The organism is Lichenicola sp., assembly GCF_965198575.1.
Classification (GTDB): domain Bacteria; phylum Pseudomonadota; class Alphaproteobacteria; order Acetobacterales; family Acetobacteraceae; genus Lichenicola.
Window position 1 is genome coordinate 3,016,934 of sequence record NZ_OZ240671.1, and the last position, 14,278, is coordinate 3,031,211.

At 65.5% G+C, this 14,278-nt stretch carries 13 protein-coding genes; 12 read left to right on the forward strand and 1 reads right to left on the reverse strand.

Annotated elements, in window-relative coordinates:
- Positions 1-78 precede the first annotated feature (78 nt).
- From ACOEQ2_RS13680 to ACOEQ2_RS13735, 12 genes are all read left to right on the forward strand, one after another.
- Entirely contained in the window at positions 79-1,470 is a 1,392-nt protein-coding gene (locus ACOEQ2_RS13680) for a class II 3-deoxy-7-phosphoheptulonate synthase (protein ID WP_419728525.1), read from the forward strand.
- A complete protein-coding gene (locus ACOEQ2_RS13685; RefSeq protein ID WP_419728526.1) occupies positions 1,467-2,621 on the forward strand; it encodes a nicotinate phosphoribosyltransferase in 1,155 nt (384 codons plus the stop codon). The genes ACOEQ2_RS13680 and ACOEQ2_RS13685 overlap by 4 nt, the downstream gene beginning before the upstream one ends.
- The gene (locus ACOEQ2_RS13690) at positions 2,618-3,154 is read left to right on the forward strand and encodes a hypothetical protein (RefSeq protein ID WP_419728527.1); all 537 of its coding nucleotides are present in this window, start codon (positions 2,618-2,620) and stop codon (positions 3,152-3,154) included. The genes ACOEQ2_RS13685 and ACOEQ2_RS13690 overlap by 4 nt, the downstream gene beginning before the upstream one ends.
- Entirely contained in the window at positions 3,151-4,494 is a 1,344-nt protein-coding gene (gene gltX / locus ACOEQ2_RS13695; RefSeq protein ID WP_419728528.1) for a glutamate--tRNA ligase, read from the forward strand. Before ACOEQ2_RS13690 ends, gltX begins: the two co-directional genes overlap by 4 nt.
- A 169-nt stretch (positions 4,495-4,663) precedes the next feature.
- Positions 4,664-5,536, forward strand: coding sequence for a ubiquinol oxidase subunit II (gene cyoA, locus ACOEQ2_RS13700; protein ID WP_419728529.1), 873 nt, complete (start codon positions 4,664-4,666; stop codon positions 5,534-5,536).
- A 3-nt stretch (positions 5,537-5,539) separates the two neighbouring features.
- Positions 5,540-7,531, forward strand: a complete 1,992-nt coding sequence (cyoB, locus tag ACOEQ2_RS13705; RefSeq protein ID WP_419728530.1) for a cytochrome o ubiquinol oxidase subunit I — start codon at positions 5,540-5,542, stop codon at positions 7,529-7,531.
- Positions 7,521-8,135 (forward strand): cytochrome o ubiquinol oxidase subunit III, encoded by a 615-nt coding sequence (gene cyoC / locus ACOEQ2_RS13710; protein ID WP_419728531.1) that lies wholly within the window; start codon positions 7,521-7,523, stop codon positions 8,133-8,135. Before cyoB ends, cyoC begins: the two co-directional genes overlap by 11 nt.
- On the forward strand, positions 8,135-8,566 hold the full coding sequence (cyoD, locus tag ACOEQ2_RS13715; protein WP_419728532.1) for a cytochrome o ubiquinol oxidase subunit IV: 432 nt from the start codon (positions 8,135-8,137) through the stop codon (positions 8,564-8,566). Before cyoC ends, cyoD begins: the two co-directional genes overlap by 1 nt.
- 122 nt (positions 8,567-8,688) lie before the next feature.
- Positions 8,689-10,062, forward strand: coding sequence for a cysteine--tRNA ligase (gene cysS / locus ACOEQ2_RS13720; RefSeq protein WP_419728533.1), 1,374 nt, complete (start codon positions 8,689-8,691; stop codon positions 10,060-10,062).
- A complete protein-coding gene (locus ACOEQ2_RS13725) occupies positions 10,059-10,865 on the forward strand; it encodes an RNA methyltransferase (protein ID WP_419728534.1) in 807 nt (268 codons plus the stop codon). The genes cysS and ACOEQ2_RS13725 overlap by 4 nt, the downstream gene beginning before the upstream one ends.
- Before the next feature lie 231 nt (positions 10,866-11,096).
- Positions 11,097-11,714, forward strand: coding sequence for a 30S ribosomal protein S4 (gene rpsD, locus ACOEQ2_RS13730; protein WP_419728535.1), 618 nt, complete (start codon positions 11,097-11,099; stop codon positions 11,712-11,714).
- 126 nt (positions 11,715-11,840) lie between these two features.
- Positions 11,841-13,379, forward strand: a complete 1,539-nt coding sequence (locus ACOEQ2_RS13735; protein ID WP_419731227.1) for a peptide chain release factor 3 — start codon at positions 11,841-11,843, stop codon at positions 13,377-13,379.
- 32 nt (positions 13,380-13,411) lie between these two features.
- Here ACOEQ2_RS13735 and ACOEQ2_RS13740 read toward each other — a convergent pair whose 3' ends face one another.
- Positions 13,412-14,068, reverse strand: a complete 657-nt coding sequence (locus ACOEQ2_RS13740; RefSeq protein ID WP_419728536.1) for a DUF1796 family putative cysteine peptidase — start codon at positions 14,066-14,068, stop codon at positions 13,412-13,414.
- Positions 14,069-14,278 lie beyond the last annotated feature (210 nt).

Consider the following 14,278-nt stretch of genomic DNA (forward strand, 5'->3'; position numbering starts at 1 on the left):
ATGGGAGGATAAGGTCGCCGTTCCTGAACGAGGGCTGCCACGCGGTCCCGGATGTCCAGAGGATCCGAAAGTCCGCCGATGAGCGCCGTCCTGTCCGCGAGCAGCCCGACCCGACCGGCCTGGACTCCTGCGAGTTGGCGCGCGTTCCCGATCCGGCAGCAGCCCACCTATCCGGACCAGGCAGCGCTCGGCGCCGTCGAGGATCGGCTGCGTGGCTACCCGCCGTTGGTGTTTGCTGGCGAGGCGCGTCGCCTGAAACAGCAGCTTGCGCTCGCTGCAGAGGGTCGCGCTTTCGTGCTGCAGGGCGGCGCCTGTGCCGAGAGCTTCGGCGAGTTCAAGGCCGACATCATCCGCGACACCTTCCGCGTGCTGCTGCAGATGGCGGTGGTGCTGACCTTCGGCGCCAAGGTGCCGGTGGTGAAACTCGGGCGGATGGCCGGCCAGTATGCCAAGCCGCGCTCGTCCGACATGGAGACGGTGGCCGGCGAGACGCTGCCGGTCTATCGCGGCGACATCATCAACGGCTCGGACTTCACGCGGGCATCCCGGGTGCCGGATCCGGCGCGCATGGAGACCGGCTACTTCCAGTCCGCCGGCACGCTGAACCTGCTGCGCGCCTTTGCCGGCGGCGGCTATGCCAATCTGCACCAGGTGCACCGGTGGAACCTCGGCTTCGTCGAGCGCAGTCCGCTGGCCGCGCGTTACCAGGACCTGGCGCAGCGCATCGACGAGACGCTCGAGTTCATGGGCGCCTGCGGGCTGTCGGCGAACGCGCCGCAGGTGAACGAGACCGACTTCTATACCAGCCACGAGGCGCTGCTGCTGCCGTACGAGCAGGCGCTGACCCGGGTCGATTCCACCACCGGCGACTGGTACGGCTGCTCGGCGCACTTCCTGTGGATCGGCGACCGCACCCGCCAGCCGGACGGCGCGCATGTCGAGTACCTGCGCGGCGTGCGCAACCCGATCGGCCTCAAGGTCGGGCCGACCACCACCGCCGACGACCTGCTGCAACTGCTCGACCTGCTGAACCCGGCGGATGAGCCCGGCCGGCTGACGCTGATCAGCCGCATGGGCGCCGAGGGCGTGCGCCGCCACCTGCCGCCGTTGCTGCGCGCGGTGCACGCGGCCGGGCGCAAGGTGGTCTGGCTGTGCGATCCGATGCACGGCAACACCGTCAGCACCGCGTCCAAGGTCAAGACCCGCTCGTTCGATGCGATCCTGTCCGAGCTGCGCGGCTTCTTCGACGTGTTTGCGGCCGAGGGCGCCTCGCCCGGCGGCGTGCATGTCGAGATGACCGGCCAGGACGTCACCGAGTGCGTCGGCGGCGCGCACCGGCTGACCGAGGCGGATCTGGGCAACCGCTACGAGACCTTCTGCGACCCGCGCCTGAACGCCGAGCAGTCGCTGGAGATGGCGTTCCTGGTGGCCGAGGAGCTGACCGCGCGACGTCGGGCTTCGAGCCGTTGAGCGCGGGCGAGGGGGCCGGGGTTACGCCCGACGCGGACATAACCGCCCGCACGGACGCGTATTTCAATCGCACCCGGGCGATCATCGGCCGCTATGGCGACCGCCGCGTCACCTACGCGCTGTTCCTGCGCCGGCCGGTGATCGCCGCCTGCGGGTTGATGACGGACTGGCTGTCGGGCGTGGCGCAGGCCCGTCGCCTCGCGATCGAGATCGAGCAGAACTTCGCCGAGGGTGACTGGGTCGGCGCCGGCGAGCCGCTGGTCTATGTGACCGGCAGCTTCCACGGCCTGGTCGATCTCGAGACGTTGCTGCTGCAGAAGCTGGGGCCGGCCTGCGTGGCCGCGCACAACGCCTACCAGATGTGCCTCGGCCTGCCGAAGGTGCGGTTCCTGGCGATGGAAGCCAGGCACTGCGCCGGCTACGACATGCAGGAAATGATGGCCTATGCGGCGGCCGTCGGTGGTCGGGCGGCGCAGCGGGAAGGCGCCCTCGGCTTCGTCGGCTGCGCCAATGACGCGACTGCGCATTTCTATGGCGCCGCTGCCGGCTCGGGCACCATGCCGCACGCCCTGATCGGCTATGCCGGCTCGACGCTGCGTGCCGCCGAGATGTTCCGTGAGTGCTTTCCCGACGCCGACCTCACCGTGCTGACCGACTATTTCGGCCGCGAGATCACCGACGGGCTGGAGGTCTGCCGACGGTTTCCGGAGCTTGCTGCGGCTGGCCGGATGGGGGTTCGCCTGGACACCCATGGCGGGCGGTTCCTGGAGGGGCTGGACCCGCAGGCAAGCTATGCGGTGATCGAGCGGCATGTGCCTGGGGCGATCCGGCGCTATCGCAGCGAGAGCGAGCTGCGCCACCTGGTCGGAACCGGCGTGTCGGCGGCGGCGATCTGGCGCATGCGCGAGGCCCTCGACGAGGCCGGCTTCCCCAAGGTGCGGATCATCGCCTCATCGGGGTTCGGCGTCGATAAATGCCGGGTCATGGCGGACGCGAAGGCGCCGATCGACGTGGTCGGCACCGGCAGCTTCATACCGGATACCTGGTCGGAGACCTATGCGACGGCCGACATCGTCGCCTATGACGGCGTCCCGCAGGTGAAGCTCGGCCGCGAGTTCCTGCTGCGCAAGATCGAGGGGCGGCACGCATGATCGATGACGACGAGGATGAGGGCCTCCCAGGGTCTGCGCCGCAGGTGTCCGACGAGGGCGGCCTGTTCGCGCCGGAGGGTGGCTGGCGGGTCAGGATCCTCGACCAGTCGGGTGCGTCCGAGGATGACATCGTCGAGGAGATCAAGGGCTTCCCGACGCTGATGCTGGCGAACGCGTTCTGCCAGGCCTACGTGCGCGACAGCGTCGAGCGCTGCCGGGTGCCAGGAGCGAGTGCCCGCGAAGTGCTGGCGGCCTGGTTTGCCTATGGCGAGGATGCCGAGGTGGTCGATGCCGGCGAGCTCGGCTGGCGCTCGGCGGGTGAGCTGGAGGATTTTGCGGCGTTGTCGAGCAGCGAGATCGAGCGGGACTGGCGATCGCTGGACCCGCGGCTCGAGGCGCTGGATCCGGAACTCGCGCTCGGGGACGAGCTCGATGAGGAAGACGACGACGACGCGGACGAGGACGGTCCGGACGAAGGCGGGGAGAAGCCCGGCGACGCGGACGAGTGGCCGATCCCCCGGCATCGCGCATGAAGCTCCGGTTCGCGCCCAGCCCGACCGGGCTGCTGCATGTCGGCAACGCGCGCCAGGCGGTGGCCAACGCCCTGCATGCACGCCGCCACAAGGCCGGCTTCCTGCTGCGCATCGACGACACCGACGTCGAGCGGTCGCGTGAGGAGCACGTGCAGGGGATCCAGCAGGACCTCGCGTGGCTCGGGCTCGAGTGGGACGAGCTGGTGCGGCAGTCCGATCGCCGCGCGCGCTATGACCTGGCAGCGGAACGGCTGCGGCATTCCGGCCGGCTGTATCCGTGCTTCGAGAGCGAGGAGGAGCTGCGCGCCAAGCGGGAGATGCGGCTGCGCCAGCGCCGGCCGCCGGTCTATGACCGCGCCATGCTGCGGATGACGCCCGAGCAGCGCGCCCAGGCGGAGGCGAATGGCAAGGTGCCGTACTGGCGCTTCCGGCTGTCCGACGGCGTGATCGGCTGGAACGACCTGGTGCAGGGGCCGACCCAGGTGAAGCTGCCGTCGATCTCCGACCCGGTGGTGATCCGTGCCGATGGTACCGTACTCTATACGTTTGCATCGGTGGTCGACGATCTCGAGCTCGGCATCACCCATGTGCTGCGCGGCGAGGACCACGTCACCAACACCGGTGTGCAGCTCGACATCCTGCAGGCGCTGGGCGGCCGGCCGGACCGCTTCACCTTCGCGCACCTGCCGCTGCTGCTGGACGAGGCCGGCGGCAAGCTGTCGAAGCGGTTCGACGGGCTGTCGCTGCGGGCGCTGCGTCACGATGGCATCGAGCCGACGGCGCTGGTGTCCTACCTGGCCCGGCTCGGCACGTCGGAGGATCCGCAGCCGCTGTCGTTCGCGGAGATGGCCACGACCTACGACGTGAGCCGGGTCTCGAAGTCGCCGGCGCGGTTCGACATGCGCCAGCTGCTGGCGCTGAACCGGCGGACCACCCACCACATGTCGTTCGAGCAGGTGCGGGACCGGCTGCCGGAGGGCGCCACCGAGGCGTTCTGGAACACAGTCCGCGGCAACGTCGACATGCTGTCGGAGATGCGCCACTGGTGGGATGTGGTCGGTGGCAGCATCATTCCGCCGGTGCAGGAGGAGGAGGCGGGCTTCCTGCTGCAGGCCCTGGAGGCCTTGCCGCCGGATCTGCCGGAGCAGCCCTGGGATTCGCAGACCTGGCAGGCCTGGACATCGAGCTTGCGAGCGGCCACCGGTCGCAGCGGGCGGGCATTGTTCCATCCGCTGAGACTGGCTTTGACCGCAGAGGAAAAAGGCCCGGAGCTGCGCGATCTGCTGCCTTTAATGGGACACGAACGCGTGTCGGGGCGCCTGCGTATGGCAGCCAGCTGACCCACGGGCCGCAGATATCCCAGATGCAAGATAGCAACAGCGGAAGGGAAGGTTTATTGTTGCGGCGCGGCAGAGATGAACGGGCGGTCTTAACCTGCCGTTGATGATGGAAGTCCAAAGTCGCCGCGCGGTCGATGACCAGTTGGGCGATGAGAGGTACGAGGAGCGGATGAGAACCAAGATACTGCCGTCCTTTCCTGGGGCTCTTGCCCTGGCGGCATTGACGACGCTGACGGGTTGCAAATACTCGATTCTCGACCCCAAGGGTGCGGTCGGCGAAGCCCAGAAACAGCTCATCCTGACCTCGACGATCGCAATGCTGGTCATCGTGATACCGGTGATCATGCTGACGCTATGGTTCGCCTGGCGCTATCGTGCCGGATCCGGCGCGCGGTATGAGCCCGACTGGGGCCATTCCCGCAGCATCGAAGTGGTCTGCTGGGGCGTGCCGATCGCCATCATCCTGTTCCTGGGAACCATCACCTGGACCAGCACGCACGCGCTCGATCCGTATAAGCCGCTGGCCAGCCAGAAGCAGCCGATCGTCATCGACGTGGTGGCCCTGAACTGGAAGTGGCTGTTCATCTACCCGGCCCAGGGGATTGCCACGATCAACGAGATTGCCTTCCCGGTCGACACTCCGGTCACGTTCCACATCACATCGGATTCGGTGATGAACTCGTTCTTCATCCCCGAGCTCGGCAGCCAGATCTACGCGATGGCCGGGATGCGGACGCAGCTGCACCTGATCGCCGACCAGCAGGGGACGTTTCCCGGACTGTCGTCGTTCTATAGCGGCCGCGGTTTCTCCGACATGCACTTCAATGCCATCTCGACCACCGACGCTAAGTTCGCCGACTGGGTTGCGAATGCAAAGAAGTCACCCGATGTCATCGACGCGTCCGACTACTCGAAGGTCGCAGCCCCCGAGGAGAAAGCTCCGGTGCGCTACTTTTCGACCGTCGAGCCTAATCTTTTCAACGAGATCATTGCGAAATATCTGGGCAAGGCCGCGAGCTTCAACTCCGGCATGAAGGAATAGATCATGTTAGGGAAGCTTACGCTTGCTGACATTCCGTATGACCAGCCCATCATCATGGGCGCCGCAGGGTTCATGGGCCTGGTGGTCCTGGTGGTCCTGGGGGCGATAACCTACTACCGCAAGTGGGCTTATCTATGGACCGACTGGATCACCTCCGTCGACCACAAGAAGATCGGCGTGATGTACATCATCGTCGCGTTGGTGATGCTGCTCCGCGGCTTCTCCGACGCGATCCTCATGCGTTCGCAGCAGATGATGGCTTCCGGCGGCCGGCCCGGCTTCCTGCCGCCGCACCATTACGACCAGATCTTCACCGCACACGGCACCATCATGATCTTCTTCATGGCGATGCCGTTCATGATCGGGTTGATGAACATCGCCGTGCCGCTGCAGATCGGCGCGCGCGACGTGGCGTTCCCGTTCCTGAATTCGGTCAGCTTCTGGCTCACCGCGGTGGGCGCCATCCTGGTGAACGTGTCGCTGGTGATCGGTGAGTTCGGCCAGGTTGGCTGGCTTGCCTATCCGCCGCTCTCGGAGCTGAAGTTCAGCCCCGGCGTCGGTGTCGACTACTACATCTGGAGCCTGCAGCTCACCGGCATCGGGACCCTGCTGACCGGGGTGAACTTCTTCGTCACCATCGTGAAGCTGCGTGCACCGGGCATGACCTGGATGCGGATGCCGATCTTCACTTGGACGATCCTCTGCACCGCCATCCTGATCATGGCCGCGTTCCCGATCCTGACCGTGACCTTCGGGATGCTGTCGCTCGACCGCTATCTGGGCATGCACTTCTTCACCAATGACGGTGGCGGCAACCAGATGATGTACATGAACCTCATCTGGTGCTGGGGGCATCCGGAGGTTTACATCCTGATCCTGCCGGCCTTCGGTATCTTCTCCGAGGTGGTTCCGACCTTCGCCCAGAAGCGCCTCTTCGGTTATGGCGCAATGGTTTATGCGACCGTGTGCATCACCTTCCTGTCGTTCGTCGTGTGGCTGCACCACTTCTTCACGATGGGCTCGGGCGCCAACGTCAATGCCTTCTTCGGCATCACGACGATGATCATCTCGATCCCGACGGGCGTGAAGATCTTCAACTGGCTGTTCACGATGTATCGCGGCCGGATCATCTACACCGCCCCGATGCTATGGACCGTCGGCTTCATGGTGACCTTCACCATCGGCGGCATGACCGGCGTTATGCTGGCGCTCCCGGGCAATGACTGGGTGCTGCATAACAGCCTGTTCCTGATCGCCCACTTCCATAACGTCATCATCGGCGGCGTGCTGTTCGGTTACCTCGCCGGCTACGCGTACTGGTTCCCGAAGGCGATGGGCTTCAAGCTGCATGATGGATGGGGCAAGGCCTCGTTCTGGTGCTGGCTCGGCGGCTTTTACCTGGCCTTCATGCCGCTCTACGCGCTCGGCTTCATGGGCATGACCCGCCGCATGAACCACTACGACAACCCGGCCTGGACGCCGTACCTGGACGTTGCCGCAGTGGGCGCCCTGGTGGTGCTGGCCGGTATCACCTGCCAGATCATCCAGCTCTATGTCAGCATCCGCGATCGCCACGAGAACATGGACGTCACCGGCGATCCCTGGAACGGCCGCACCATGGAGTGGTCGACCTCCTCGCCGCCCCCCTTCTACAACTTCGCTATCCTGCCGCACATCGACGCGCTGGATGCCTTCAACGAGGTCAAGAAGCGTGGCCTCGAGGCTCGTGAGACGCCGGTCTATTCTGACATCCACATGCCGCGGAACACCGGAGCCGGCTTCATCATCTCCGTCGCTGCCGGTGTCGTCGGGTTCGCGCTGATCTGGCACATCTGGTGGATGGCAATCGTCGGCATGATCGCCATGGTCGGCACCTTCATCGTCCGCTCCTGCAACGATGACATCGACTACTACGTGCCGGCAGCCGAGGTCGCGCGGATAGAGGCGCTGCATAACAGCCGCGTCGCCGCCCTGGAGCTGACCCATGTCGCCTGACTCCCTCGTCGCACATCACGGCGAGTTCGCTGAGGATCATTCCCACGAGCCGAACAACGTGTTCGGCTTCTGGCTCTATCTGATGACCGACTGCATCCTGTTCGCGACGCTGTTCGCGGGCTTTGCAGTCGCCCGGCACCAATATGCCGGTGACGTCAGCGGGCGCGACATCTTCAACCTGCGCTATGTCGGGGTGGAGACCGCGCTGCTGCTGATCAGCTCCTCTACGTACGGCTTTGCCATGATCAACGCCTACAAGCGCAACCTGCCGCAGGTGGTGGGTTGGCTTGTGGTCACGTTCCTGCTCGGCGCCGGCTTCGTCGGCATGGAGATCAACGAGTTCCACCACCTGGTGGCGGAAGGTCACGGGCCCGACAAGAGCGCGTTCCTGTCCGCCTTCTTCACGCTGGTGGCGACACACGGCCTGCATGTGACCTGCGGCCTGATCTGGATGACGGTTCTCGTCCTGCAGATGACGGTGCTGAGGAAGGGTCTCTCGACCGTCTACGTGAACCGCCTGATGTGCCTCAGCCTGTTCTGGCACTTCCTGGACATCGTCTGGATCTGCGTGTTCTCCCTGGTCTATCTGATGGGGGTCCAGTGATGGCCAGTCCCGCCCTGCACGGTCATTCGCATGAGACCCACATCGAGGGTTCGGGTGGAGCCGGTCACGCCAGCTACGGCGCATACGGGATAGGCTTCGCGCTATCAGTAATCCTGACCGTCGCCGCGTTCTACCCAGTGATGGTGCCCGGTACGATACCAGCGTCTTGGGTGTTTTCGACGATCGCGGTCCTTGCGGTGGTCCAGATCTTCGTCCACCTCGTATGCTTCCTGCACATGAGCGCTGCCTCCGAGCAGCGTTGGAACGTGGTGGCCTTCGGCTTCGCGATCCTCGTGGTCTTCATCCTGATCATCGGATCGTTGTGGATCATGCACAACGTCTCCGAGAACATGATGACCCCGGAAGTACCTGCGGTCCCAACGGCGACTGGCGCACAGGATGCCAACCCGGGACCGAAGTCCGGGATGTAGCAGTCCGCCCACACCGGGGACGTCCTCGAGAGACGCCTGTCGCGCCCGCGACAGGCGTTTTCCGTTGCCGGATGGATGATCGGTAGCCGGAACGGCCGGGCCAGCTTGCCGATGCCCTCCCGATGAAGCAAAACCGGCCAATGCCCGAGCTTCTGCTTCATGACAGCCTGACACGGAAAACGGCACCTTTCGTGCCGCTCGATCCCGGCCATGTTCGCCTCTATTACTGCGGCCCGACCGTTTACGATCTCGCCCATATCGGCAATCTCCGGGCGATGCTCGCGGCCGATGTGCTGGTCCGGCTCCTGCGCGCGCTGTATCCGCGGGTCACCTACGTCCGCAACATCACCGACATCGACGACAAGATAAACGCCCGCGCGGCCGAACGCGGCATCGGCATCGGCGTCCTGACAGCTGCGACCATTGCCGATTTCCATGCCGATCTCGCGGCCGTCAACATCCTGCCACCCGACATCGAGCCGCGAGCGACCCATCATGTTGCCGAGATGGTCGCACTGATCGAGCGCCTCCTCGCCTCCGGGCACGCCTATGCCGCCGATGGGCATGTGCTGTTCCAGGTCTCGCACTTTGCCGATTACGGCCGATTGTCCGGACGTGATCCCGACGAGTTGCTGGCCGGAGCCCGCGTCGAGGTAGCACCCTACAAGCGCGACCCCGGCGATTTCGTGTTGTGGAAGCCGTCGACGCCGGACCTGCCCGGCTGGGACAGTCCCTGGGGCCGCGGGCGGCCAGGCTGGCACATCGAGTGCAGCGCGATGGCGCGTCGCTATCTCGGCGAGAGCTTCGATATCCATGGCGGTGGCGACGACCTGCTGTTCCCGCACCACGAGAACGAGCGTGCGCAGAGCCTGTGCGGATATCCGGGCGGCCGGTTCGCCAACATCTGGTTGCATAACGCGATGCTTCTCGTCGACGGCGAGAAGATGTCCAAGAGCCTGGGCAATTTCCTGACCATCCGCGATGTCGTGGCAGGGGCACCTGCCGAGGCGCTCCGCCTGGTGTTGCTCGGCACGCATTACCGGTCGGTGCTGAACTACACGGCACGTGGCCTCGCTGACGCCGGACGCACGCTCGACCGTTTCTATCGTGCGATCCGTGCCTCGGGGATCTCCCCGGCCACCGTGGATGCGGCCATTCCGGATGCGTTCCTGGATGCCCTTTGCCAGGACCTGAACACCCCAGGCGCGATTGCCGTGCTGCACCGCCTGGCCGACGCCGCACTTGCGGGAGATACGGAGGCCGGGGCCGGTCTGCGCGCCGCGGGACAGCTGCTCGGACTGTTGGAAGCGGATCCGGAGTTGTGGTTCCAGGCCGGAGTTGATGGCGCCGCCGTGCAGCAGGCCATCACTGAACGACTGGCGGCGCGCAAGGCCCGCGATTTCGCCCGCGCCGACGCGATCCGTGCCGACCTGCTGGAGCGCGGGGTGATGCTCGAGGACGGACCCTCCGGCACGACCTGGCGGCGTCTGTCTTGACCGGGCGCGATGGTGGCGCCGATCTGGCACCGATCGGCAACAGCCCGGTGGTGGTGCTGGTGCGTCCGCAGCTGGCGGAGAATATCGGCGCCGTGGCCCGTGCGATGGCAAATGGCGGCCTGTTCCATCTGCGTCTCGTCGACCCGCGCGACGGCTGGCCGCAGGAGCGCGCCTGGCGTTCTGCATCGGGCGCCGATCGCATCCTCGACGCTCTCACCGTCCATCCCGACGTGGATGACGCGGTATCCGACCTGCACCGCGTGTTCGCGACCTGCCCGCGCCCGCGGCATATCGTGAAGCCGATCCTGACCGCGCGCGGTGGTGCTGCCGAAATACGCGAGATCAGCCGTCGCGGCCTCGGCGTCGGCCTGCTGTTCGGCCCCGAGCGCGCCGGTCTCGACAACGACGACATGGCGCGCGCCGACGCGCTGATCCGGTACCCGCTCAACCCCGGTTTCTCGTCGCTCAACCTCGCCCAGGCGGTCATGATCATGGCCTACGAGTGGTGGCTGAGCGCCGGTGGCGAGGAGGGCCAGGACGAGATCCCGCCGCGCGTGCTGATGACCAACGAGACCCAGGTCGCGACCAAGGGCGAGCTCGGCAACTTCATGGAGCATCTGGTCCGGGAGCTCGATGCGTGCGGCTTCCTGCGCAACGTGCCGAAGCGGCCCGGGATGGTGCGCAACCTGTGGCATTTCTTCGAGCGCGGCGAGGTGACCCAGCAGGAACTGCGCACGCTGCACGGGGTGGTGACCGAACTGGCCCTCGGCCGCCGCCTGCGCGGGCGTGACGAGGCGAGCTGACGCCCGAACATTGACTCGAGGGTCCCCGCGACCTATACGCGCCGGCTACTGCCGGGAACGTGGACGATCCGGTCGATCTCGCCAATGCCAGCGCCGGCATCGGGATCGATGATACGGAGCGCGCCCGTCACGACCAGCCAGGTCGTGACCTACCGGTGCAACAAGCGGAAACGGGCGACGACCCTCGGGTTCGAACGCGCGCCGCACCGAAGAAGAGAAAGGAGCGCGCTCGTGACCAAGCGCCTCGAGAGCAAGTACAAGATCAACCGCCGCCTCGGCGTCAATCTCTGGGGTCGGGCGAAGTCGCCGATCAACAAGCGCGAATATGGTCCCGGCCAGCACGGCCAGCGCCGCAAGCAGAAGCCCTCGGACTTCAACGTGCAGCTGATGGCGAAGCAGAAGCTCAAGGGCTATTACGGCAACATCAGCGAGAAGCAGTTCCGCAAGTATTATGACGAGGCCGTTCGTCGCAAGGGCGACACCTCGGAGAACCTGATCGACCTGCTCGAGCGCCGGCTGGACGCGGTGATCTATCGCCTCAAGTTCGCGATGACGCCGTTCGCTGCCCGCCAGTTCGTCAATCATGGCCACGTCACCGTCAACGGCAAGAAGGTCAACATCCCGTCCTTCCTGGTGCGCGACGGCGATGCCATCGAGGTTCGCGAGAAGTCCAAGCAGCTGGCCGTGGTGCTGGATGCCGCGCAGAGCGCCGAGCGGGACGTGCCGGAGTATCTCGAGGTCGATCACCGCGCCATGAAGGGCCGGTTCCAGCGCAGCCCGAAGCTCTCGGACGTGCCGTATCCGGTGTCGATGGAGCCGAACCTGGTCGTCGAGTTCTACTCGCGTTAGTTGGCTTCCGCAGGGGGTTTTACCCCCTGCACCCCCGCCAGAGGGCAGTCGCCCTCTGGACACCCAATTACTCAAACCCTGGGTTCCAAGGGCGACTGCCCTTGGCGGGGTCCAGGGGCGGAGCCTCTGGCCTTGTCCGACCTAGCATCCGAAATCTCCCGCCGTCGCACCTTCGCGATCATCTCGCACCCCGACGCCGGCAAGACCACGCTCACCGAACGCCTGCTGCGTGCCGGCGGCGCGATCCAGCTCGCCGGCAACGTGCGCGCCAAAGGCGAGCGTAGGCGCACCCGTTCCGACTGGATGGGTATCGAGCGCGACCGCGGCATCTCAGTCGTCACCTCGGTGATGACGTTCGAGTATGGCGGCTGCATCTTCAACCTGCTCGACACGCCCGGCCACGAGGACTTTTCCGAGGACACCTACCGCACTTTGACCGCGGTGGACTCCGCCGTGATGGTGATCGACGCCGCGAAGGGTATCGAGGCGCGCACGCTCAAGCTGTTCGAGATCTGCCGCTTGCGCGACATCCCGATCATCACCTTCGTCAACAAGATGGACCGCGAGGCGCAGGATCCGTTCGCCCTGCTGGACGAGGTGTCGTCGGCGCTGGCGCTCGATACCGCTCCCGCGACCTGGCCGATCGGCCGCGCGTCCAATTTCGTCGGCACCTACGATCTGCTCGCCCGCGAGGTGCACGTGAACCCGCCCTTGCCGCAATCCGACCCTCGCATGGTGGCGCTCGGCGAGGAGCTCGAGCTGGTGCAGGCCGCGTTGCCCGAGTGGGACCGGGAGAGCTTCAATGCCGGCCACCTGACGCCGGTCTATTTCGGCAGCGCGATGCGCGAGATCGGCGTCACCGACCTTTTGGACGCGCTGGTGAGCTTCGGCCCGCCGCCGCGTGCGCAGGCGACCGATGGCCGCGTCGTTCAGGCGGACGAGCCCGGCATGACCGCGCTGATCTTCAAGATCCAAGCCAACATGGACCCCAACCACCGCGACCGCATGGCCTTTGCGCGGGTGTGCTCCGGGCGGCTGTCGCGCGGCATGCGGGTGAAGCATGTGCGCTCGGCCAAGCAGTTCGCGCTGCACACGCCGCAGTTCTTCTTTGCCCGTGACCGTCAGCTTGCCGAGGAGGCCTTCGCCGGCGACGTGGTCGGCATCCCCAACCACGGCACGCTGCGCATCGGCGACACGCTGACCGAGGGCGAGGATCTCCGATTTACCGGTGTGCCGCACTTCGCGCCGGAAATCCTGCGTCGGGTCCGGCTGGACGACGCGATGAAAGCGAAGAAGCTGCGTCAGGCGTTGCAGGAGCTGGCGGAGGAGGGGGTCGTGCAGCTGTTCCGCCCGCAAGATGGCAGCCCGCCGATCGTCGGTGTCGTCGGCACGCTGCAGCTCGACGTGCTGCAGGCGCGGCTGGCGGGGGAGTATGGCGTTGCCATCGGCTTCGAATCGACGCCGTTCTCGCTGGCGCGATGGGTCGACGGTGACAAGGTTCGCCTTGCGGGCTTCGTTGCAACCAACCGGACCGCCATGGCCGACGATCTGGATGGTGATCCGGTGTTCCTCGCGAGCTCGGCCTTCATGATGCGTCGCACGGCCGAGATGAACGCGGAATTGCGGTTCGTCGATATCAAGCAGATCGGCAGCAATTTCAGCTGAGGCCGCCGATCCGACGTCCCTGTCCTGGTTGTTCAGGCACTCATGAATCGCGGTCGCCGTGGCGCGGGCAACGGGGAGGCACCCTTGTCGTCGCCACCAGGCCGCACCGCGAAATCCTCCAGGAGCGACAGCCATGCGCGGTCATCGCCTGACCAGACGTAAGGGCTGCTGGCCTGGCGCAAATACGCGCTTCTGTATCCACCACTGATACGGTCCTCGCGGCCTGGATCATTGTGCAAATAAAGCAGCCGGATATCCCGGCGCTTGCTCCGCAACAGTTCGAACAGCTCGATCGCGTCGGCCTCGTTTTCCGGTCCATCGCGCACTGTCCAGCTGCGGATGAAATAGACCGGGTCATTGTCTTCCTCGAGCATCTCCCGCAGCCATCTCGCGCGCATGACGAACAATTCCCGGATGGCCTCGGTGGTCGCGATGTCGAATGACGGAACACCATGCTGGACGTCTGCGCGGTACCGCATCTCGACGATGCCGTAGAAGCCGTCGCCGGCGTAGTGTGGGTGCAGGTTCTCGCGGTCGAAAAACCCCTCGAAGTCGTTACGGATCAATTCGATCGTTTGGCGGATCGGAATGCCGATCCAGTCAAAGAAGTGGGCGACGGAGGAGGGACGCCGTTTCCGGATCTGCGCTGCAGGCTGGCAGTCGCCACCAAGCGAGACGAACTGGAACATGTAATGCAAACCTTTTGCAGAACGGCTCCGACCCAGAAAAATACCGGAGAGTGGCGACAAGTTACACACTTCCACCCCCACTCTCCACCGGTATTGCAGCCAGGCCAGGCTCCGCTTGGAGCCGGAAGTGCATGTTTCGATCGAGAAACTGTGATGCGTTCAAGCGGCGTCGAGAGCCGGTCCTTAATCTGCTGTTAAGCGACGCCGCCT